A 22,309-nucleotide genomic window follows, 5' to 3' on the forward strand; every position below is an offset into this window, starting at 1 on the left:
AACAACGTTATGGAAAAGAAGCTTTTTAGAAACGAACACGATAAGATGATTGCCGGTGTAGCTTCGGGACTTGCAGATTACATGCAGGTGGAGGTTACCATAATTAGATTATTGTTTGCATTATCGGCTATATTTATGGCTGGCGGCGGCTTAATAGCCTATATAATTATGTGGATTATTGTTCCGGTTAATAACGATCCGGCTGCAAGATTCTCGAAATTTAACGATTACTTCGGTAATAAAAATCCAAATGCACAACCATTTGGAACGGCCGATCCTTTTGCCGGGCCTGCAAATGCAGGAAATCAAAATTGGACGCAACCTGTTGATGGCGGGCAGAAAACACCTTTCGAAACCCAGCCCAATTTTGACAAATTCAATAAATCTAGTGATACTGGCCGCACGATAGGCGGATTAGTATTGTTAGTAATAGGCTGTTTCTTCCTGATGCGCGAAATGGATTTTATACCCGATTGGTTTAGTATCCGCAATTTATTCAGGTACATGTGGCCATTGATCTTTATTGCACTGGGTGTAAGTATTATTGCTAAATCAAAAAGAAAAAACGATTGGGCGGCCTTTCAGAACCAACAGGAAGCTGAGCAGAAAAAAACTGCCGATTTTACCGAAACTGTTGTAGAAAATGAGCCAGCAACACCAGTTAACAAAGATGATAATTCAACATCCGCTAACCCTCAAGTATAAATAAAATGAAATTAGATAGATTAATTTGGGGTATTATCCTGCTTTTTATTGGCGGTGTACTTCTACTCGAAAACTTTGGCGTAATCAATTTTTATTGGCGCAATGTTTGGAGCTTTTGGCCGGTATTCTTAATTATTGCAGGCTTAAATATCCTGTTCAATAAAAACAATTCGCAAACAGGAAGTATCATTTCTATTGGTGTTTTAGTGGTGGCCTTGTCGTTTCTTTTTTATAAAGGACAGCAGGTTCCGGAGCGTGGCAATTGGTGGGGACGTCATTTTAAAAAAGATGTCGACATTAATATCGAACACAATAATGGCGACAACGATGATGACGATAATGATAACGACACTTCGTATAATCATTTAAGTTTATCCGAGCCCTTTGTAGCTGCAGATAATGCGAAAAAAACGGTATTAAATATTTCTGGAGGAGGCATCTCATTTAATCTGGATGGCGAAACCACTGAGTTGATCAATGCCGATGTAAAGAAAAAACATGGTAACTTCTCTTTAAAGAAATTGCTTACGGATAGCGCTACCGTGCTTACTTTCCAGATGGATGATAAAAAGAACAAATGGAACTTTGGCGATGGTGATAACGATGTTAACTTTAAATTAAATAAAGAGGCCAACTGGGATATTTTAATGAAACTGGGCGCTGGTGAAGCAAACTTCGATTTTGCCAGTTACAAAGTACGCACCTTCCGTTTTGATGGTGGAGCAGCAGCTTTGGATATTAAATTCGGAGATTTATTGCCCATAACCGATGTAATTGTGAAATCTGGTGTGGCCGATGTAAAAATTAAGGTGCCTGTCAACTCAGGTTGCCGGATTAAAACCAAAACCGGTTTATCAGCTAAAGATTTCGAAGGTTTCGAGAAATTGAGCGATGGTGTTTATGAAACCTCAAATTATAAAGCCTCGACCAAAAAAATCTTTATTAATTTAGATGGTGGATTGAGTAACTTTGAAGTAAGCAGATACTAGAAAGGTTGAAGGTTAGAAGGTAGAAGGCGTAAGGCTTCATTAACGGAATCTTTATAAAATGCTGATCTTACCGTCCTAGAATCTCATAATCCTGATCCAATCTAATGAATCCTGATCAATATATTGTAGTAATTAATGGAAAGCCACAAGGCCCGTATAATTTAACCGACCTGAAAGATTTAAACATCAGTGCGAATACTTTTATACGTAAACCCGGAATGGACGATTATAAAGAAGCTCATGCAATTCCCGAATTGCGTGAGCTTTTGGGTTTTAGCTATCAAAAAACTGCGCCTCAATATTTTGCCGCTTTCGATCAAAGGCTGCTGGCATCGGTGATAGATCACTTTATTATTTTTGGAATATATAGCATCATTATTTTAACGAGCTATATTTTTATCGAAGGCAAAGATCAGCGGATTATGGCTTTTCTCATTCCGTTCCCATCCATATTTATCATTAAACTTATTTATGGCAGTATTGCCGAAGCATCAGCCGGTCAGGCCACCATTGGTAAAAAACTCCTCAATATTAAAGTAACCGATTTAGAAGGTAGCCGGGTTTCATTTGGTATTTCTCTGGTCAGGAATTTTTCTAAAATATTATCTGTAATTCCTGTTTTTTTTGGTTATCTGTATAGCTTTTTGAATAAGAAAAACCAGTGCTGGCACGATATTGCAGCTAATACTTTGGTGATCAAAGACAGGTTGATATAAGTTAGAAAAGCAAAGTCAATACCACTATTTTCGTTAGCCGGGCTGTACGCTATATCTCCGATGAAAAATCGGAGGATGCCGCTGTCATCCCGTTTATTAAACCTGGGCCGGTGCAATGGTGCCAAACCTACCCACCGTTAAAAAATAACCCGATCAAAGCGGGAGCAGGACTGCAATTGCCAGGCAATATGGCTCTTTCATTTCCAAAAAAAAGCTTTGAATTTTTGTTATAAGATCAGGTCGATTTAATTACAACATTCCAACATTAAAACATTCCAACAATCCTTATCTTTGCAAACAGATGGAAAATATATTGGCAAAACATGATCTGGCTGGCGGATATTGCAACAGTTTAACCGCTTATTCGAGGTATTTAACCCGTGAAGTGAACATTGGTGATATCGCCTTAGGTGGGCATAATCCAATCCGGATCCAATCCATGACAACTACCGATACCATGGATACTTTGGGTACCGTAGAGCAGACAATCCGCATGGTAGAATCAGGCTGCGAATATGTTCGTATCACTGCGCCAAGCATTAAAGAAGCTGAAAATCTGGCCAATATTAAAAAAGAACTACGCTTCCGAGGTTATAATGTGCCGTTAATTGCCGATATCCATTTTACGCCTAATGCAGCCGAAATGGCCGCGCGTATAGTAGAAAAGGTAAGGGTTAACCCAGGCAATTATGCAGATAAAAAGAAATTCGAGAATATAGAATATACGCAGGATGCCTATAATGCAGAGTTAAGCCGGATTTACAAAAAGTTTATTCCTTTAGTAAAAATTTGTAAAGAGTATGGTACGGCCATGCGCATCGGCACCAACCACGGATCGCTTTCCGACAGGATTATGAGCCATTACGGCGATACGCCCCGCGGAATGGTTGAGTCGGCAATGGAGTTTATCCGCATGTGCGAAGACCAGAATTATTATAACCTGGTGATCTCGATGAAAGCCAGCAATACCCAGGTGATGGTTCAGGCCTATCGTTTGCTGGTAGAAACCATGGCTAAAGAGGGGATGAATTATCCTTTGCATTTAGGCGTTACTGAAGCCGGTGATGGAGAAGATGGCCGTATTAAATCAGCCGTTGGTATTGGAACCCTATTAGAAGATGGCTTGGGCGATACCATTCGTGTTTCGTTAACCGAAGATCCTGAATTTGAAGCACCAGTAGCTAAGGCTTTGGCAGACCGTTATGCTTTAAGGAGTCCGAAGAATGAAGTCGGAAGTCCGGAGTCGAATGATCTACGCTCTACGCTCCACGCCCCACGCTTAACTTACAATCCTTACGAATACAACCGCCGTATTACTAGCCCTGTTCAGCACATTGGCGGCCATCATCATCCGGTAGTGATGATCGATGTTTCGAAAGAAAATTTAAAAGACCCTTACTTTTTAAGTGCTGTTGGCTATAACTACAGTGCAGGTTTAGATAAATATAATTTAGCCGATCAGGCTTGCGATTTAGCCTTTTTAGGTGATAATTTGCCATCGTTCTCTTTCCCCGGAAATTTAAAGCAAGTTTATAATTACCAAACCTGGTTACATCTTAAAGATAAAAATAACTGTCACCCTTTATTTTCTTTTGAAGCTTTTAAAGAGGCAGAAGTTAAAGACGAATTTTTAAACTTTGTTCAAGTTGATGCCAAGCAATTAACCAATTTAACAATTAACCAGTTAAGCAATGTTGTATTAATTCTCGAAACATCAGCAGCACACGGCATGGCCGAGCAAAGATCATTTTTTGTTGCTTTACAGAAGAAAAACATCCAGATCCCGGTTATAGTAAAAAGAACTTACCAGGATGTAGATGCCGATCATTTAATGCTTTATGCTGCAACTGATATCGGCGCTTTATTTACCGATGGCTTTGGAGATGGGGTGTGGATTGATGCACAAGGTCAAAACCTTTCGCTGATTAATTCAACCAGTTTTGGGATTTTGCAGGCTACACGCACACGCATTAGTAAAACGGAATACATCTCTTGCCCAAGTTGTGGTAGAACACTTTTCGATTTGCAGGAAACCACACAGTTAATCCGCTCCCGCACCGACCATTTAAAAGGAATAAAAATCGGTATCATGGGCTGTATAGTCAATGGTCCGGGCGAAATGGCTGATGCCGATTACGGTTACGTGGGTACTGGCCCTGATAAAATTACTTTATACCGTGGTAAAGAAGTGGTAAAGAAAAATGTAACGACTGCCTATGCCTTAGACGAACTGATCGACATTATCAAAGATGATGGCAATTGGGTAGAAAAGGTTTAAAATGCGCTCCGTGGTTTGTGTTCCCACAAACCACAATATTGTCATTCTGAGCGCAGCGAAGAATCTGTATCTTGATTGAAACACTTATTCCTTGATCTGTGAGGATACAGACCGAGGAGTTTCGTATAATGATACTAAATCTCATTCTGAGCTTGTCGAAGAACCTTAAGATAAGCTCAACATGACACTCGAAAAGCAATCAATGCTATGCCGTTTAATTTCTGACCAATAAATCCTAAATTGCCTTAATGAATATCCCGGAGTTTCAATCCCTTTTTATCGAACTTAGAAACTGGCTCGCTGGCAAAGGCCTTGCCGGTGGCGAACTCATTTATTCTTATTTTTTTATAGGGCTTATTGGGGTTGTTTTATTTCTGTTTATCACCATATTTTTAACCCGACAGGTTTTTATCGGTGTGGTAAAAAGTGCCAAAACAAAGTCAGACTGGCAAAAAGCTTTGTTCGAATTTAGGGTTTTCAGAGCTTTTGCTTTAATATTTGGTGCCTACATCATTTATAATGTTGTTCCCTATCTTTTTATCGATTTTAAAAACTGGCTGTTTTATGCTTTAATATTTGCTAAAATCTACATGGTGTTAGCGGTGATGTTTGCCGTAAATGCATTTCTGAATGCTTTGGTTTCCATTATGGAATCATCAAAGAAATATGCCGATAAACCTGTTCGGAGTTACAAACAGGTCGCCAAAATTGTGTTTTACATTGTTGGTTTTGTGCTCATCCTGTCGATTATCCTGGGCGAATCGCCGTTATATGTTTTCGGCGGATTTGGAGCCGTTACTGCTGTTTTTATTTTGATTTTCAGAGATCCGATTTTAGGTTTTGTGGCCTCAGTACAGATGAGTGCCATCGATCTGGTGAGGGTAGGCGATTGGATTACTGTAGAGAAATATGGTGCCGATGGCGAGGTAACCGAAATTAATTTAACTACCATTAAAGTAAGAAACTGGGATAAAACAGTAACTATTGTACCGAGTTACGCCATTGTAAGTGAATCGTTCAAAAACTGGCGGGCGATGGAAGAAAGTGAGGGGAGGAGGATTAAACGGCACATCAATATTAAAATTTCGAGCATTAAATTCTGCGATGAAGAATTGATTGGTAGACTGCAAAGTATCGATTTTCTGAAAGATTACCTGAAAGAAACACAGCAATTTATCGAACGATACAATGCGGAAAATACGGTAGATCCCAATAACCTGGTTAACGGCCGCCACATGACCAATATCGGGACTTTCAGGGTGTATGCAGAAAAATACCTGGAGAGCAATCCGCATATTAATACCGATTTAACCTTCATGGTGCGTCAGTTACAGGCTACAGAAAATGGTCTTCCCATTGAGATTTATGTATTCTCAAAAGAAAAAGGCTTAAAACGTTTTGAAGAAGTTGCTGCCGATATCTTTGATCACCTGCTGGCTGCGGTGCCTTATTTTGATCTCGAAATCTTCCAAAGCCCAAGCGGAAGTGATATGCGTAATTTTGTGAGAAGAGGGGATGATTAACATTGAAAAAATTAGAACTCCCATAAATAATTTCCACCTAAGTAGTTTCTTAGGAAAACCAAAGAAATGATAATCAAAAAGACTAAAATTCCCTGAAGTGTAACGTTTTGTGCTAATTTATTATTGAAATAAAGAATTATTGCAAGCAAAATGCCTAAAGTACTGGTGATTAGTCCAAAAAAATCATCCTTAAAAAACCGAGCTTTACAAACAATAATTACATCAGGTTTCCGCAAACCATAATATAAGATAATGCCGGTTATTTTTGACCTATAGATTAACAGTGAATCATTTTCATTTATGATATTAAAAAGCTGGGCTGGGATTTTGTATTTTTTATTAGAGGTTTGTGCGGTAAAAATATGTGCTCTTCCGTTTTTTGAGCGATGCCCTTCAGAATCATTAATAAACTCGGCTTTTAATTTGACAGGTGAAAAATTACTATCAAAAGAAATAATAAAACAGAAAGATAACGTTAGTCCAATTAAGATCTGCTTAAATATGGCTTGATTAAAGCCTGAGAGGTTAATTTTATCTTGAGCCATAATTTATAATAGCCCAAGATAATTAATTTATTCTTCGTTTATAAAAGTGATTACCTTTTCGCAAACCTTAAACAAAAGTGGTGGCAAAGTTTCGTTGGTGTAGGGCTGCGTAGCACCATAAACGTGATTGGCACCTTCAATTTTAACCAATCTGCTATTTGGGTTGGCCTCTGCCAAAGTTTGTGCAGTTTCAAAAGGCACATTCACATCATCATCGCCATGAACAATTAACCAGGGAATGTTTACGCGTTTTGCTGCATCTAAAATATTCAATGCTGCTGCATTTTCTTTAAAATCTTGCAGTAAGGTAACATTTAACGGCATCTGCTCTTTGGTACGGGCATTGGTTACGAATATTTTGCCATTCTTTTTCCACTCAGCTTCCTGCTCTTTTTTCCACAGACTGCTAAAATCGCCAATGGCACTCCAGGTAATCAGTTTGTTAATTCTTAAATCGTTCGCAGCCTCGATGATTGATAATCCACCACCACGACTATGGCCTATCAGGTTCACTTTGGTATCTTTACCGTAGGCTTTTTCGATAAAATCGAGCATCGCATTGAGGTCAAATAGTTCTTTCGATACGGTATTGCTGGCAAAAGCATCCATATCAGTTACATCTTTCGGATCATCAACCGGAACTCCACTATGCGATAAATTGAACTTAACATAGCGATAACCGTTGCTGGCAAAATACCGGGCCACTAAATTGTGTGCCCCCCAATCTTTAAAGCCTTTAAAGCCATGTACAAAAAGTACAATGGGGGTATTAGGGTTTTTCTCATCGAAAGTAATATCGCCGATAATTAATTTTCCGTCAGCACCACTCAGGCTAAAATTGCTTTGCGTAATCATAATTTAAGGAATTGGTATAGATTATAAACCTACGAAATCTTATTTTGTTGTGTATTTTTTGTGTTTAAAACAGAAGCATATTGACCACAACTGTGAGTATAATAGCCCTGATGGAAATGGAAATCCCTTTTGGATAGGTAAATTGTTTTTTCGCCAGGTTTATCCAAAAGGATTGGAATGTACAGCAGGACAAAGCCTTTCCTATTCTCACTGACATTGCGCTTCAAAAAAAGAATACTTTATAAATTATTCTTTAGCGTAATAATACCACGCCCATCCGATAAACAGGAACTGCAAAGGCAATCTTACCCATGCAATAAGCGGTGTGACCAGTATTTTACCCAATATGAATGGTGCCATCCGGATCATGTAGATATGCGCGGGTAAAAAGGCAATCAACATCAGTATAATTAACAGTGCTGCTAGCTTTCTGGTCTTCTTAATCAACAATAAAAGCCCAAAAACAATTTCCAATATCCCCGAAAAGTAAATTAAAAAGCCAGGAGCAGGCAACCATTTTGGCATAATTACGTAATATACTGCAGTGGATAAAAAGTGGTTACATCCAGCCAGGACGTAGAAGAGGGCATAAATCCAAAGAAAAATGATACGGATTGGTTTGTTCATGTAAATCAATGTGCTTTGATTAATCTTTAAGTCCTTTATTTAAAACCGTTCTAAATTGATGTAAATTACAGGTTAATGACAGTCACATGCCTTCACCATGTTACTTTTGTATCCCGATAATAGTTAATAACGGAAGCACTTGGAATATTTAAAAGTAATAGCTTTTACGCATCACCACATCGACCTGAAATCTTTAGGGAAATTAGTTATTTGTGATCAGAGTTTAGATAGCAGGTTGAAGAATGTTCAAGCAGAACTTCCCGTTAGCGAAATTTTTTATATTGGAACATGTAACCGTGTAGAGTTTGTTTTCCTTACCAAAGAGAAAACCGACAAGGAATTTGTAACCAGATTCCTGACTGTTTTAGACATGGGACTTCCTCCTGAATTTATGGAGCGTTTTCTTGATAATGTTTCTGTTTACGAAAATGAGGAGGCTTTTAACCATTTACTGAGGACATCATGCTCTTTAGAGAGTTTGGTGGTAGGTGAAAAGGAAATTCTTGCTCAGATCCGTAAAGCTTACGAAAACTGTCGTGATGCAGGGTTTACAGGCGATTACATGCGTATGATTATGGACCGCGTGGTTAAAACCGCAAAAGAAGTTTACACACACACCAATATTTCAAAAAATCCGGTTTCTGTTGTTTCATTGGCGTACCGTAAGTTAAAAGAGTTAAATATGTGTGGCAACTCACGTATCTTGATTATTGGTGCTGGCGAAACCAACCAAAATATTGCAAAATACCTCAACAAACATAAATACTCTAATTTCTCGATTTTCAACCGTACATTTTCTAAGGCCGAAGCATTGGCAGGCGAGCTGGGTGGTAAGGCTTATCCTTTAGCCGCACTTGAAGATTTTAACGAGGGATTTGATGTAATCATTACCTGTACTGGTTCTACCGAGGCGATTATTACCGAAGCGTTATACGCTAAACTGTTAAATGGCGATCAAGGTAAAAAGGTAATTGTAGATTTGGCGATCCCGAATGATGTTACGCCAGCCGTGATCCATAACAACCCGGTACATTATATTGAGGTAGAATCGTTGAAAGAGGTGGCTCGCAAAAATATCCAGGAGCGTTATAACGAACTGGTACATGCCGAAGAAATTATCAGCAACAACATTACCGAATTTTTCTCTGTTTTAAAACAACGTCGTATCGAACTGGCGATGCAGGAAGTGCCAAGAAAGATTAAAGAAATCAAGAATACAGCCATAAACGGTGTGTTTGCCGATGAAATTAGTCAGATGGATGAGGCCTCGCGCGAAGTTTTAGAACGTGTGATGAACTACATGGAGAAAAAATACATCAGCGTTCCGATGGTGATGGCCAAAGAAATTCTGGTCAATCAATCTTAAGGTTTACTGCAAAGAACGCTAAGTCCAAACATCTTTTGTCTTTTAGCTAAATCCTGAAACCAATTCCCTTGTCGTCATGCTGAACTTTTTTCAGCATCTTTCTTGCAATCATCTTACATTCTTGATATGGTTCAACAGCCATCTAACATAAATAACATTTAAATTTTATTTATGGGGAACGTGTGTCGCTTAGCGATTAGAATGACAAACCGATTGCGTAATGTCATAGAAATCCTTTAAATTCCTTATTCTGTAACCTCACTGTCTCATTTTTAAACAATTCATGGTATAAACCACTAATTAAATTAAATTTGCAACTCATTTAACCTTTATAGTGAAGAAATTAACCATCGGAACACGCGGTAGCGACCTGGCTTTATGGCAAGCAAATCATATAAAAGATGAATTGGCTGCAATTGGAATAGAAGCAGAAATAAAAATCATTAAAACGCAGGGCGATAAAATCCTGAATTTAAGATTAGATAAACTGGAAGGCAAAGGCTTTTTTACCAAAGAACTGGAAGAAGAGCTTTTGGGTGGAACAATTGACCTGGCTGTACATTGCCTTAAAGATTTACCCACTGCACATCCCGAAGGATTGATTATTGCTGCCTTACCACCACGTGAAGAAGCAAGTGAATATCTTTTGATTTTAAAAGATTGTGTAGATGTTTCGCAAAAGCTTTCGTTAAAAAAAGGAGCAATGGTTGGTACTTCATCTAATCGACGTAAAGCGCAGTTATTGGGCTTACGTCCCGATTTAGAGGTTGAAGACCTACGTGGAAATGTGCCTACCCGTATCCAAAAACTTCGTGATGAAGATTACGATGCCATCTTAATTGCTAAGGCTGGTGTGAAGCGCTTAAATCTTGATGTGAGCGATTTACATGTGGAAGAATTGGAAACCACTGAGTTTATACCGGCACCTGCACAGGGAGCCTTGGCTATTCAGATCAGGGAAAACGATACCGAACTTTTTGATGCACTACAAAAACTGCATGATCCGGAAACGGCAGAGACTGTAACTGTAGAACGTAAGGTTTTAAACCTTTTCGAAGGTGGTTGCCACATGCCTTTAGGTTGTTATTGTAAAAAGGAAAACGGAAAATTCGAAATTTGGACTTCAAAGGCCGAAACTGCTGATCATTTTCCTGAGCGTTTGTTTTTACGTGCAGAAAGTACCGAAGGTTTGGCAGAAAAAATTGTAGCCAAATTTAATGTAGAAAGAAAGAAACCCGCAAAGGTTTTCATCTCGCGCGAGATTGGCGAACACAGTTATTTCCGTAGGGCATTAGAAAATAATAATATTGAAATAGAAGGACGTTCGTTAATCCGTACGTTCCCGATCGTAACTGTTTTAGATCAGTTTATCTTAAGACATGTGGATTGGGTTTTCTTCAGTAGCCGCAATAGTGTAGAATATTTTTTCAACTTAAAACCAGTATTGCCTAAGAAAACGAAATTTGGTGTAGTGGGAAGAGGTTCGGAAGATGCTTTGCGTAAGTTTGGTCATTTTGCCGATTTTGTTGGCGAGAGTGGCGATATTACCGAAGTTGCAGAAGATTTTGCGCAATTGGTTGGCGGTCAGCAAATATTGTTTCCAAGAGCACAGGATTCTTTACAATCGATTCAAAAATCATTACCGGCTGATGCTAAAATAATCGATCTGCCAATTTACGAAACGGTAATAGAAGATGATATTGATCAAAGTTATGCCGATGTATTGATTTTTACCAGCCCATCAAATGTTGATGCTTATTTCGCTGATAATTTATTGGAACCCGGCCAGCAGGTAATCGCCATCGGAAATTCTACCGGTAAGAAATTTGATGAAATGGGCGTGAAGTATGCATTGCCTTATTCGCCTGATGAAATTGGATTGGCTGAAGCAGTTTTTGGGATAGAGATGAGATAGGAAGGAAGAAGGTTTAGGGTGTAAGGTAAAAGGCACAAATCAGCGGAAAACCATTTATGAAATCCAAAATTTGTGTAATTATCTAATCTGATCAATCCGAAAGAAAAAAATATAGGATATTCAAGTCTTGATACTCGATACTAAAATGTCGATGCTTCAGCTCTTGATACTAAATACTTGAAAAAATGTTAAATCGTCCGCGCAGATTAAGGAAAAATCCTTTAGTGAGAGAGATGGTAGCCGAAACACGGTTATCGAAAGATATGTTTGTGTACCCTTATTTTGTGGTGCCAGGCAATAATGTAACCCACGCTATCGATGCCATGCCAGGGGTAAACCATTATTCGGTTGATACGCTGGTAAAAGATGTTGAGGCTGGAATGAAAAAAGGCCTTAACAAAATTATGCTTTTTGGTGTTGGTGATGAAAAATCGGAAGATGCAAAGTCTGCTTATCACGATCATTCTTTAGTACCAACGGCGGTTCGTGAGCTCAAAAAACAATTTGGAGATGATTTATATGTCATTACCGATGTTTGCGTTTGTTCTTATACCACCCATGGTCATTGCGGTATTTTAGAGAACGATTATGTTCAAAACGATAAAACGGTTGAAGTAATTGCAAAAATGGCTTTAACGCATGCCGAAGCTGGGGCGGATATGTTTGCGCCGTCGGACATGATGGACGGAAGGATTGAGGCGATGCGTAATCTTTTAGATGAAAACGGTTTTGTAAATGCAGCCATTATGAGCCACGCTACAAAATTTGCTTCTGCCTATTATGGTCCTTTTAGGGAGGCTGCAGACTGTGCGCCAAGTAAAGGCGACAGAAAGGCTTATCAGATGGATTTCAGAAACCCGTTGGAGGCGCTGCGAGAAGCCGCTTTAGATGAACAGGAAGGTGCTGATGTATTAATGGTGAAACCAGGTTTAGCCTATTTGGACATTATCCAACGGTTAAAACAAGATACCAATTTACCAATTGCAGTTTACAACGTTTCGGGCGAATACTCAATGGTAAAAGCAGCTGCCGAACGTGGCTGGATAGACGAACAAAAAGTAGTGATGGAAACCATGCATGCCTTTGCCCGTGCTGGCGCAAGTATTATAACTACATATCACATTAAAGATATTTTAAATAACAATTGGCTATAGAGGTGGAAGGTAGAGGGTTTAAGGCTTAGGGTTTTCCTTGCTAATCCGATATTTCCATTTCATACACAATAAATAGGTATTTAGTGTTTTATAAGCTTAGGCTTTGTGTCTTAAACCTTAAACCTTTTGCCTCATACCTTAACAAAAGATGTTAGATTCATTAAAAAAAATGTTTTCAGGCAACGAAGCCGATATTCCGGTAAATACAGGAAGTAAACCTGATATTTCGAGGGTAAAATCTGCCGAGTTATACGAGAAATCAAAAACGTATTTCCCTGGTGGGGTAAACTCACCGGTAAGAGCTTTTAAATCGGTTTACGGTACACCTCTTTTTATCGAAAAAGGTGACGGCTGTTATATATGGGATGCTGATGGCAATCAGTTTATCGATTTCTGTGGCAGCTGGGGACCATTAATTTTGGGACATAACAATCCTAAAATCCGCGAGAAAGTTACCGAGGTAATGCAGAACGGAATGAGCTTCGGCGCACCGACAGCTTTAGAAAATGAATTGGCTGAGCTGATTATCAAAAACAACCGTTTTGTTGAGAAAATCCGTTTTACGAGTTCTGGTACCGAAGCGGTAATGTCAGCGATACGTTTGGCAAGAGGTTTTACCAGTCGTGATAAAATTTTAAAATTCGAAGGTTGTTACCACGGTCATAGCGATTCGCTTTTGGTTAAAGCAGGTTCAGGTTTGGTTACTTTTGGCGAAACTTCTTCTGCAGGTGTGCCAAAATCTTTTGCTGAGGAAACTATTGTTGTTCCTTTAAATGATAAAACGGCTATCGAGCAAGCTTTTGCCCAGTTTAAAGATCAGATTGCTGCGGTAATTATTGAAGGTATTCCGGCAAATAATGGTTTAATTATCCAGGATGAAGAATATATTCATTTCTTGCGTAAAATCTGTACGGATAATGGTTCCCTTCTGATTTTTGATGAAGTGATTACCGGTTTCAGGGTAGGTTTTGAAGGTGCAGCTGCCCATTACGGTGTTACACCTGATATTGTTACTTATGGCAAAATTATAGGTGGCGGCTTACCTGTTGGGATGTACGGTGCACGTGCTGAAATTATGGCACATATCTCTCCTGATGGTGGGGTTTATCAGGCCGGAACCCTATCCGGAAATCCGGTGGCTATGGCAGCGGGCATTGCCACTTTAACAGAACTGAATAAATCAAGCTTTTACAAAGATTTGAATACCAAAGCGCAAGAATTTGTGGCCAGTATTCAGCGTTTTGCAACCGCACGTAACTATAAATTTAAAGTATTTACCATTGGTTCTATCTTCTGGTTTGCTTTTACGGATAAGGATAAAATCCAGTCGGCTGATGATATTGATGCAGGCAGCATGGAGAAATTCAAAATTATGCACCGTGAGTTATTAAATCGAGGAATTTATTTAGGGCCATCGGGATATGAAGTTGGTTTCGTATCTTCAGCACACACTAAGATCGAATTAGAGAAAGCGAAACGTGCTATTTTTGAAGCGTTAGATCTGGTGTTTAAGAAATAAGTTTATTTGAAAGATCGTCATTCCTCCTCGCAATGACGGACGAGAAAATAATCTGTGTCATCCAAAAATCTGTGTAATCAACCGAAGGGAATGAAGAAATCCATTATCATATTTTACGCATTATTGCTTTATGCACTGATTCAGCTCATTTCTTGGGGAACATTGGTGGTGCGTTTGCAGCCAAGCCGCATGACCATGATTATGGGCGAAGGTTCGGTATTTTTATTTTTGCTCTGTATTGGCGGTTATTTTCTTCACCAATCGTTAAAACGTGAAGATAAATTAAGGGAACAGCAGCAGAACTTCCTGATGTCGATTACGCATGAGCTGAAATCGCCTTTGGCGGCAATAAAACTCTCAATCCAAACCATTGTTAAACGGGATTTGGATAAAGCGCGCCAAACTTCATTGCTGAACAATTCGTTAAAAGATATTGAACGCTTGGATGATCTGGTGGAAAATATGTTGCTGGCCACCAAGATCGAAAACCGGTCCTATACTTTTCCTAAAGAGGAATTTAACTTCTCCGAATTGGTGTATAAAATTACAGATAGGTTACAGGTTCATTCTTGTGGATGCGAACAGATTATTAATGCCAAAATTCAGCCAAATTTGCAGGTGGTAGGTGACAAATTTGCCTTATCGTCAGTAGTAACCAATTTAATTGAGAATGCGGTGAAGTATTCTAACCCATGTGATGAGATAAATGTGCATTTAAACAAGGTTGATGGGCATATTCAATTAAGTGTGATGGATCAGGGGCCGGGTATTTCAGATGCCGAAAAAATGTTGATATTTGATAAGTTTTACCGCGTTGGTAACGAGAATGTCAGAAAAGCGAAAGGAACAGGTTTAGGCTTGTTTATTGTGAAAGAGGTTTTACAATACCATGATGCAGATATTACAGTAAAAGACAATCTGCCTCAAGGAAGTATTTTTGAAGTAACATTTAGTTAATCTCAATTATGTCACAAAAATTAAGAATTCTATTGGTAGAAGACGAGGATCACTTGTTAGATGCTATCAAATTAAACCTCGAACTTGAGGGTTATAAAGTTCACGCCGTTAAAGATGGCAAAACCGCTCTTAAAATTTTTAAAGAAGAACGCTTCAATCTAATTATTTTAGATGTAATGTTGCCTGAAATGGATGGTTTCCAGGTTTGCGAAACAATCCGTTTAGAGAATGCAGAAGTTCCAATTATGTTTTTAACAGCTAAAAACACTTCAGAAGACCGTGTTTTAGGTTTGAAAAAAGGTGCTGACGATTATTTGGTTAAACCTTTTAACTTAGAGGAATTAATTCTTCGTGTAGGTATTTTGGTAAAACGCAGTTTAAAATCTGATGATTTAAAAGAATTGAATTCTTATAAAATCGGTGATAAAACAATCTATTTTAACTCTTTCGAATTGAAACATGATGATGGTACCATCACACCGTTAACCAAAAAGGAAACGATGTTATTGAAACTGTTAATCGAGCGTAAAAACGATGCGGTTTCAAGAGAGCAAATTTTAGAAACCGTTTGGAATTATGATGTTTATCCATCAACCAGAACGATTGATAACTTTATTTTAACGTTCCGTAAGTATTTCGAACCAGACCAGAAAAACCCAGTTTATTTCCACTCAATCCGTGGTGTAGGCTATAAATTTACTGATAGTCATTAATGTACAATAATAAGGGTAGATATGCTTTAATGGCCGTTTTTGTGCTTGCTGGGTTGGTTTGTGTTTTTTATCATCAATACCAGCTGGCCGCTGTTTCAGGGCTGTTATTTGCCTTTGTTGTTTGGAGCCATTTTAAGCACAGTTCGGTTTTGATGGCATCGAAGCATTTTAAGAATAACGAATTCGGCAAAACCAAAGCCTTATTGGCTGAGGTGGTTAAGCCAGAACGCCTGGCCAAAAGCCGAAGAGGTTATTACGAATATATGCAAGGTAAAATGGCTTTGAGGGAGCATGATTCTGATAAAGCAGAATATCATTTTCAGCTTGCGAGTAGATTTCCCTTTGGTGGAAAAAACGAGAAATCTTATGTGTTAATCTATTTGGCCACTATTGCCTTGCAAAAGGAAGATAAGGAGCGGGCTGAAGCATATACCAAATTGGCCAAAGAACTTGCTGAAACGCAACGCTCGAAAGACATTATCGTTAAAATTGAAAAAGAAATAAGCAAATTATAATATTAATATTGTCATTTTGAACAAACGAAGCACCAGTTTTTGATAAAAAGGTACTTCGTTTTTTTTTTATTTATACCTTTGCAAAATTAAAATTTTTAGGCCACTCGTCATGCTGACCTGTAGCGAAGCCGAAAGCTACGCAATAAATTTAGCTCAGCATTTTTTTATTATTAAGACCCTGAACTGAATTCAGGGTGACGATTAGTGAGATACCAAATACAAATCATGAAGAATAACTTATTTTTAGACGCAGCATTTTCAAAACAAACCGAACGCCCACCAGTATGGATGATGCGTCAGGCAGGTCGTTTTATGCCACAATATTGGGAAATTAAAAACAAATACTCTTTTTTAGAGATGTGTAAAACCCCTGAAATTGCAGCAGATGTGACCATGTTACCTGTTGATTTGTTGGATATTGATGCTGCGATTTTATTCTGTGACATTTTGGTAACCGGCGAGGCCATGGGTGGCGATTTGAGTTTTACCCAAGGTGTAGGACCTAAGTTTGCCAATCCTGTACGTACGGCTAATGACATCGAAAACTTAAATGTTGATTGTTTAGACGAATTGCAATATGTTGCTGATGCGATTAAAGTAATTCAACAACGATTAGATAGCAGAATTCCATTAATCGGTTTTGCAGGTGCACCATTTACGGTAATGAGTTATTTAATTGAAGGTGGTTCTTCTAAAGATTTTAAATTAACCAAACTCTTTATTCACAATCAACCAGAGCTGGCCCATAAACTTTTGGCTAAAATTGCCAAAGTAACGGCTGATTACCTGAATCTTCAGATTGCTGCTGGTGTTAACGCTGTTCAGATTTTCGACAGTTGGGCGCTTGCTTTATCATGGAATGATTACCAGGAGTTTTCTCACCGGTACATCCAGGAAATCATTGCTAACTTGAACAGAAAAGATATCCCGGTGATTTCTTTCTGTAAAGGAAGTTCGGTTTTTGCACCGATTATGGCAGAAGCTAAACCAGATGTGATTTCAGTTGACTGGAACGCTGATTTATTGAACATTAAAAATGCTTTGCCAGCTGGTATTGCCGTTCAGGGAAATTTAGACCCACATATTTTATACGCAGATAAAGCGGTAATTAAAGCACAGATTCATAAATTATTCGAACGCCTGCGCGGTACGGAAGGTTTTATCTTCAATTTAGGTCACGGTATTATGCCAGATATTCCTTTCGATAATGTGAAGTATGCAATTGAGGTGGTAAAAGAGTTTAGGTATTAAACGAATCATTTGATTTTTGTATATTAGCTATGTAACTCCAATAATATGACTGTTAAATCTTTAAGTGATGAGGATAAGCTGCCGATTAAACAATTAATTAGAGCAGTTAATAAGAAGATGGAAGATGTTCTTAGGGTTGTTGATGCCTTAAATTTAGGTAGAACCGAAGTTAAAGCGGATGGTGTTTATAGAACATTCAATAACGGTGATACAGTTAAGGTAGCAGAAGGTAAATTTAATAGAAGAAGGGTTTCTGCAAAGAGAATTAAACTTTTTTAATGCCCCAACAGCCTAAATTGAGAATTTTTGCCGGTCCTAATGGCTCGGGTAAAACTACTTTATTTGATTCTATAAAATCGAGCTATTTTTCTACCAGAATTTTTGTTAATGCAGATTTATTGGAAGAAGAGTTTAAGAAGAAAAATTTTCTCAACTTATCTGATTTTGAAATAGATGCTACGAACGAGGATTTTGAGTCGTTTTGTTTTCAAAGTGGACTTTTTACAAAAGCAGGTTTCAGTAAAGACAGTTGGAATTTAATTGTTAGAGAAAATGTTGTTGTTAAAAATATAACATTTGCAACGGTTTACAATTCTTACCATTTTGCGATTATAGCAGATTTTATTCGATATTCATTAATCAGAAGTAAAAAATCATTCAGCTTCGAAACCGTATTTTCACATCCTTCAAAATTAGAGCTTATTGATTTTGCTCATCGTAATAATTATAAGGTCTATCTTTATTTTATAGGTACTGAAACGCCAAAGATGAATTTAGAGCGTGTAAAGGATAGGATTTTGAAAGGCGGCCATTTAGTTGAGGCAGAAAAGATTGAGAAGCGTTACTTTTTGACAATGGACTTATTAATCGATATGCTTAAAAAGGCAGATGAAACTTATCTTTGGGACAATTCAGGAATAAAACATGACTTTGTTGGAAACATTAAAGATGGAATTTTGAATCTGGAAGTTCTTAATGTTCCAAATTGGTTGGACAATTATATTTTGAATAAGATTAAATGATAGAAGCCTTACTGCCATATTACCAATATTTCAAAGCAGTACATATTGTATTTGTAATTAGCTGGATGGCTGGATTGTTTTATATCCTGAGCCTTTTTATTTACCACACAGAAGCGAACGATAAACCCGAACCCGAAAAAAGTATCCTTCAAAAGCAGTTTGTTAAAATGGAGGCAACTTTATGGAAAATTATTGCCACTCCGGCCATGATTATTTCTGTTTTGGCAGGCGCATCTATGTTAACTTTAAATCAGGGCTTGCTGCAGGCCGATTGGATGTGGGTGAAGCTTGCTTTTGTTGTTGGCTTACTCATCTATCATTTCATCTGTCAAAACATCGTTAAACAGCTTAAAAACAATCAATATAAGCTAAGCAGTTTTCAATTGAGGTTGTGGCGTGAACTGGCGACCATCTTTATGATCGCTATTGTATTTGTGGTGATTCTTAAAAGTGCCATTAACTGGATTTATGGTTTAATTGGCATCATGGGGGTAGCGATGGCCATTATGATTGCAGTTAAACTGTACAAGAACTATCGTAAGAAACGTGGAGAATAATCTTTGTACCACAAAGTCACTAAGCCACCAAGAATATTATTTTTAATTAATGGTGTTAAAAAAGCTTTGTGCTCTTTGTGCCTTAGCGATCAACCCCTATTAACTTTGTTTCCTTTGCGTAAACTTCGCGTTCTTTGCGGTTAAATAAACCAAAAACTATTCTAAATTTGGGCGATAAAATCAAAGCGCATGTTTACATCTACAGGTCTGAAAAAGACCTTACTCTTCATATCTTTTCTTTTTAGTACTTATTTCGCTTCGGCTCAGTTTAATCAATTGGCTTTTGAAAATAGAATCCGCCCCGATAGCAGCTTAACCAACGAGGTTCACTTCAACTTTTACAATTTAAACTACGTTCGTAATTACGAGTATACCAACGATTTTCATGATGGTTATACTTTGTACGGTACGCAGTTGCAGCCACAAATTGTTTATTATGCGCATCCAAATCTGGCCATCACCGCGGGTGCATTTATCAGAAAGGACTTTGGAAGGAACGGGGTCTCAGATGCGAAACCTTTATTTAGCGTAAAATACCATAAAAGAAACCTCACCTTAATTTTTGGAAGTTTAGAAGGCAACATTCAACACAAATATATTGAGCCGCTGTACGATTTCGAAAGAACCATAACCACACCGATTGAATACGGAACACAGTTATTGGTAGAACGTGAGAAATTTACTTTAGATGCCTGGATAGCCTGGCAGAAAATGATTTATAAAGGCGATCCGGCAAAAGAAGAAATTATCGGAGGTTTATCAACTGAAAGCTTTTTAATTAAAAATGATGACTGGAAATTGAGTATTCCAGCGCAGTTTTTAGCTTTCCACCAGGGTGGGCAGATTGATGTACTTAAAGAAATCCCGATTACGACCATGTTTAATGGCGCAACAGGTATAAAATTGCATAAAGATATCAACAGCAATATTAAACAGGTATATACGGATAACTACATAGCGGTTTACAAAGATTTTTCGCCGGATAAAAGAAGAGCCTACCAGGGTGGTTTTGGCTTATGGTTAAATGCCGGTGTAGAAAGTAAATGGGGAAGCCTGGTAGCTTCTTACTGGAAGGGTAATAATTTTATTTCGATTAAAGGGATGCCATTATACGAATCGGTATCTGATAATCTATATAGTCCAGGTTTGAAGCAGAGCGCCAGAAACATTGTTTCGTTGCGTTATGCTTACCAAAAAGAATTAATTCCGCATTTATACCTTGATGTGCGTTTTGAACCACATATCGATTTAGACCATACCGATAAACAACTTCAGTTTAATCACTCATTTTTCTTAACCTACAAACAGGATTTTAAATTGTTTAAGGTGAAAAAGGAGGGAAGGTAGATGGTAGAAAGGTTGAGGGTGATTAAACTCATAATAAATTTTAAACACTAACTCAAATTCCTAAACCTGATAGCAGTGAAAATCCTTTTTTCTGCAGCAAGCTTCAATATGGTGTCATGCTGAGGTACGAAGCATCCGCAACTGATGAAACAGATGCTTCGTGCCTCAGCATGACAGCAGTATAAAAAAGATTGTAACGAATAGCAGGACTAACGTTTCAAAAATGCACCTGCCATTGCTTTCCAAAACAAAAATCTATATCTTTCTTGAAAAATATTTTAATCATATCTATTTGATAATCAATAGATGTGATTCTTATTTTAACTTTATTTAACTTTTTTTTCTCTCCTCATGCAACCATTGTTTGTAATCTGCCATCTTCTATATACAAACACACAATGAAATTGACGCGAAGCTATACGATAAACGATTTGATGGAAGGCTGCAAGGCTGGCGACCGGAAGATGCAGGAGCTGCTTTACAAGCAAACGGCATCGAAAATGTTGGCCGTTTGTATGCGCTACGCCAAAGACAGGATGGAGGCAGAAGATGTGCTGCAGATGGGCTACATCAAGATCTTTCAAAAAATAAAAGAGTATAGAGGTGATGGTTCTTTTGAAGGCTGGATTAGGAGAGTAATGGTGAATACTGCGATTGAGAGTTACCGTAAAAATTTACGCAGCTTAAACGTAGTAGAAATAGATGAAGCTTACGAGCAACCATCAACCGGATTTGATTTTGGCACCTTAGGGATGCAGGATTTAATGAAGGTGATACAAAAACTGGCAGATGGTTACCGCATGGTTTTTAACATGTATGTAATAGAAGGTTATTCGCACAAAGAAATTGGAGAAACGCTTGGCATCTCAGAAGGCGCGAGTAAATCGCAATTGTCGAGGGCAAGAGCAATATTAAAAGAAGAAATTATAAAAATGGAGGGATTTGGTTATGCAACCTATACGGGATAAGGATTTTGATCAGTTATTTAAGGATGCTTTTGCTGACGCTGAAGTAACACCTTCGAGGGATTTATGGAGCAATATCGAAAGCGAAATAGCGCCTAAGAAAAAAAGGATCATACCTGTTTATTGGTTATCGGCAGCAGCAGTGTTATTAATTGCTACACTTGGAATTTTGGTTTATCAACAACAGGATACCACTAAGGGAGGTAAGCAATTGGCAGGTAACACCATTGAAAAAACTAAGCCAACAGTGCAAGAACCGATGGTTAAAGATGCTGCAAAGATTGTTGATCCAGTTGAAAATATCGCACCAGTTTTACCAGTTCAACCTAAGGCAGCGAGCGCCATTGCCAAAACCAAAGTGAAACAAGAAGTGAAACCGGTTATAGAAAAGGAAAAGCAAACGATAATTACTGCACCTGATATGCAAAAACAGGAAACCGCAGTAGCCAAAGTTGAGGAACCTAAAAAAGATATTAAAACAAAAATTGAGGAGGCGATTTTGCAGCCAAAAGAGGAAACCTTAATTGTTGCTAATCCTACAACTGTTAAAACAGATGAGCCTGTTAACGATAACGAGCAAACCAATAAAGGCATTCGTAATGTTGGCGACGTGGTAAACCTGATTGTTAACAAAATGGATAAAAGAAAAGACAAACTGATCCAGTTCCGTACTGATGATGATGATTCTTCTTTGGCATCGATAAATATTGGCCCATTTAAAATAGGTAAACGCAATAAGAAATAAAGAGTTTTTAATGATCAGTTAACAGTGTCTAACATTAAACATTTA

Annotated in this window: 22 protein-coding genes; 19 read left to right on the forward strand and 3 right to left on the reverse strand. The window is 38.1% G+C overall.

The genetic code is table 11. The features are described 5' to 3' along the window. Nucleotides 1–9: 9 nt before the first annotated feature. The 5 genes from AC07YT_RS17945 to AC07YT_RS17965 all read left to right on the forward strand — a co-directional run bounded on the left by AC07YT_RS17945 (nucleotide 10) and on the right by AC07YT_RS17965 (nucleotide 6,211). A complete protein-coding gene (locus tag AC07YT_RS17945; protein WP_478359753.1) occupies nucleotides 10–705 on the forward strand; it encodes a PspC domain-containing protein in 696 nt (231 codons plus the stop codon). Nucleotides 706–710: 5 nt separating this feature from the next. Further along, nucleotides 711–1,694, forward strand: coding sequence for a toast rack family protein (locus tag AC07YT_RS17950; RefSeq protein ID WP_086547600.1), 984 nt, complete (start codon nucleotides 711–713; stop codon nucleotides 1,692–1,694). Between the two features lie 104 nt (nucleotides 1,695–1,798). Then, on the forward strand, nucleotides 1,799–2,410 hold the full coding sequence (locus AC07YT_RS17955) for an RDD family protein (RefSeq protein ID WP_086547599.1): 612 nt from the start codon (nucleotides 1,799–1,801) through the stop codon (nucleotides 2,408–2,410). 301 nt (nucleotides 2,411–2,711) lie between these two features. Further along, complete coding sequence (gene ispG / locus AC07YT_RS17960; RefSeq protein WP_086547598.1) at nucleotides 2,712–4,688, forward strand: (E)-4-hydroxy-3-methylbut-2-enyl-diphosphate synthase; 1,977 nt, start codon at nucleotides 2,712–2,714, stop codon at nucleotides 4,686–4,688. A 248-nt stretch (nucleotides 4,689–4,936) separates the two neighbouring features. Next, nucleotides 4,937–6,211, forward strand: a complete 1,275-nt coding sequence (locus tag AC07YT_RS17965) for a mechanosensitive ion channel family protein (protein ID WP_086547597.1) — start codon at nucleotides 4,937–4,939, stop codon at nucleotides 6,209–6,211. Between the two features lie 11 nt (nucleotides 6,212–6,222). On the opposite strand, the gene AC07YT_RS17970 is transcribed toward AC07YT_RS17965, so the two are convergent. The 3 genes from AC07YT_RS17970 to AC07YT_RS17980 form a co-directional block, all read right to left on the reverse strand. Further along, complete coding sequence (locus AC07YT_RS17970; protein WP_086547596.1) at nucleotides 6,223–6,756, reverse strand: hypothetical protein; 534 nt, start codon at nucleotides 6,754–6,756, stop codon at nucleotides 6,223–6,225. 27 nt (nucleotides 6,757–6,783) lie between these two features. Next, nucleotides 6,784–7,611 (reverse strand): alpha/beta hydrolase family protein, encoded by an 828-nt coding sequence (locus tag AC07YT_RS17975; RefSeq protein WP_086547595.1) that lies wholly within the window; start codon nucleotides 7,609–7,611, stop codon nucleotides 6,784–6,786. 246 nt (nucleotides 7,612–7,857) lie between these two features. Beyond that, on the reverse strand, nucleotides 7,858–8,238 hold the full coding sequence (locus tag AC07YT_RS17980) for a DoxX family protein (protein ID WP_086547594.1): 381 nt from the start codon (nucleotides 8,236–8,238) through the stop codon (nucleotides 7,858–7,860). A 139-nt stretch (nucleotides 8,239–8,377) separates the two neighbouring features. Here AC07YT_RS17980 and hemA point away from each other — a divergent pair, with 139 nt between their 5' ends. The 14 genes from hemA to AC07YT_RS18050 all read left to right on the forward strand — a co-directional run bounded on the left by hemA (nucleotide 8,378) and on the right by AC07YT_RS18050 (nucleotide 22,264). Further along, nucleotides 8,378–9,604, forward strand: coding sequence for a glutamyl-tRNA reductase (gene hemA, locus AC07YT_RS17985; protein ID WP_086547593.1), 1,227 nt, complete (start codon nucleotides 8,378–8,380; stop codon nucleotides 9,602–9,604). Between the two features lie 334 nt (nucleotides 9,605–9,938). Beyond that, nucleotides 9,939–11,519 (forward strand): hydroxymethylbilane synthase, encoded by a 1,581-nt coding sequence (hemC, locus tag AC07YT_RS17990; RefSeq protein ID WP_478359745.1) that lies wholly within the window; start codon nucleotides 9,939–9,941, stop codon nucleotides 11,517–11,519. Nucleotides 11,520–11,704: 185 nt separating this feature from the next. Next, nucleotides 11,705–12,673, forward strand: a complete 969-nt coding sequence (hemB, locus tag AC07YT_RS17995; RefSeq protein WP_086547591.1) for a porphobilinogen synthase — start codon at nucleotides 11,705–11,707, stop codon at nucleotides 12,671–12,673. 148 nt (nucleotides 12,674–12,821) lie between these two features. Further along, nucleotides 12,822–14,192, forward strand: a complete 1,371-nt coding sequence (gene hemL / locus AC07YT_RS18000; RefSeq protein WP_086547590.1) for a glutamate-1-semialdehyde 2,1-aminomutase — start codon at nucleotides 12,822–12,824, stop codon at nucleotides 14,190–14,192. Nucleotides 14,193–14,282: 90 nt separating this feature from the next. Beyond that, the gene (locus AC07YT_RS18005; protein WP_086547589.1) at nucleotides 14,283–15,149 is read left to right on the forward strand and encodes a sensor histidine kinase; all 867 of its coding nucleotides are present in this window, start codon (nucleotides 14,283–14,285) and stop codon (nucleotides 15,147–15,149) included. Between the two features lie 8 nt (nucleotides 15,150–15,157). Then, complete coding sequence (locus AC07YT_RS18010; protein WP_025146905.1) at nucleotides 15,158–15,862, forward strand: response regulator transcription factor; 705 nt, start codon at nucleotides 15,158–15,160, stop codon at nucleotides 15,860–15,862. Continuing rightward, nucleotides 15,862–16,377, forward strand: coding sequence for a hypothetical protein (locus tag AC07YT_RS18015; RefSeq protein ID WP_086547588.1), 516 nt, complete (start codon nucleotides 15,862–15,864; stop codon nucleotides 16,375–16,377). The genes AC07YT_RS18010 and AC07YT_RS18015 overlap by 1 nt, the downstream gene beginning before the upstream one ends. A 225-nt stretch (nucleotides 16,378–16,602) precedes the next feature. Then, nucleotides 16,603–17,628: a uroporphyrinogen decarboxylase gene (gene hemE / locus AC07YT_RS18020; RefSeq protein ID WP_086547587.1), complete on the forward strand. Its 1,026-nt coding sequence runs from the start codon at nucleotides 16,603–16,605 to the stop codon at nucleotides 17,626–17,628. A gap of 45 nt (nucleotides 17,629–17,673) precedes the next feature. After that, complete coding sequence (locus AC07YT_RS18025) at nucleotides 17,674–17,907, forward strand: hypothetical protein (protein ID WP_086547586.1); 234 nt, start codon at nucleotides 17,674–17,676, stop codon at nucleotides 17,905–17,907. Continuing rightward, nucleotides 17,907–18,650, forward strand: coding sequence for an ATPase (locus AC07YT_RS18030; protein ID WP_086547585.1), 744 nt, complete (start codon nucleotides 17,907–17,909; stop codon nucleotides 18,648–18,650). Before AC07YT_RS18025 ends, AC07YT_RS18030 begins: the two co-directional genes overlap by 1 nt. After that, nucleotides 18,647–19,207 carry a CopD family protein gene (locus AC07YT_RS18035; protein ID WP_086547584.1) on the forward strand — a complete coding sequence of 187 codons (561 nt, stop codon included), beginning with the start codon at nucleotides 18,647–18,649 and terminating at the stop codon, nucleotides 19,205–19,207. The genes AC07YT_RS18030 and AC07YT_RS18035 overlap by 4 nt, the downstream gene beginning before the upstream one ends. Before the next feature lie 189 nt (nucleotides 19,208–19,396). Next, a complete protein-coding gene (locus AC07YT_RS18040; RefSeq protein ID WP_086547583.1) occupies nucleotides 19,397–20,554 on the forward strand; it encodes a lipid A deacylase in 1,158 nt (385 codons plus the stop codon). A gap of 398 nt (nucleotides 20,555–20,952) precedes the next feature. Then, on the forward strand, nucleotides 20,953–21,522 hold the full coding sequence (locus AC07YT_RS18045) for an RNA polymerase sigma factor (RefSeq protein ID WP_025146912.1): 570 nt from the start codon (nucleotides 20,953–20,955) through the stop codon (nucleotides 21,520–21,522). Further along, on the forward strand, nucleotides 21,503–22,264 hold the full coding sequence (locus AC07YT_RS18050; protein WP_086547582.1) for a hypothetical protein: 762 nt from the start codon (nucleotides 21,503–21,505) through the stop codon (nucleotides 22,262–22,264). The genes AC07YT_RS18045 and AC07YT_RS18050 overlap by 20 nt, the downstream gene beginning before the upstream one ends. Nucleotides 22,265–22,309 lie beyond the last annotated feature (45 nt).

The organism is Pedobacter sp. GW460-11-11-14-TSB4 (assembly GCF_059423705.1).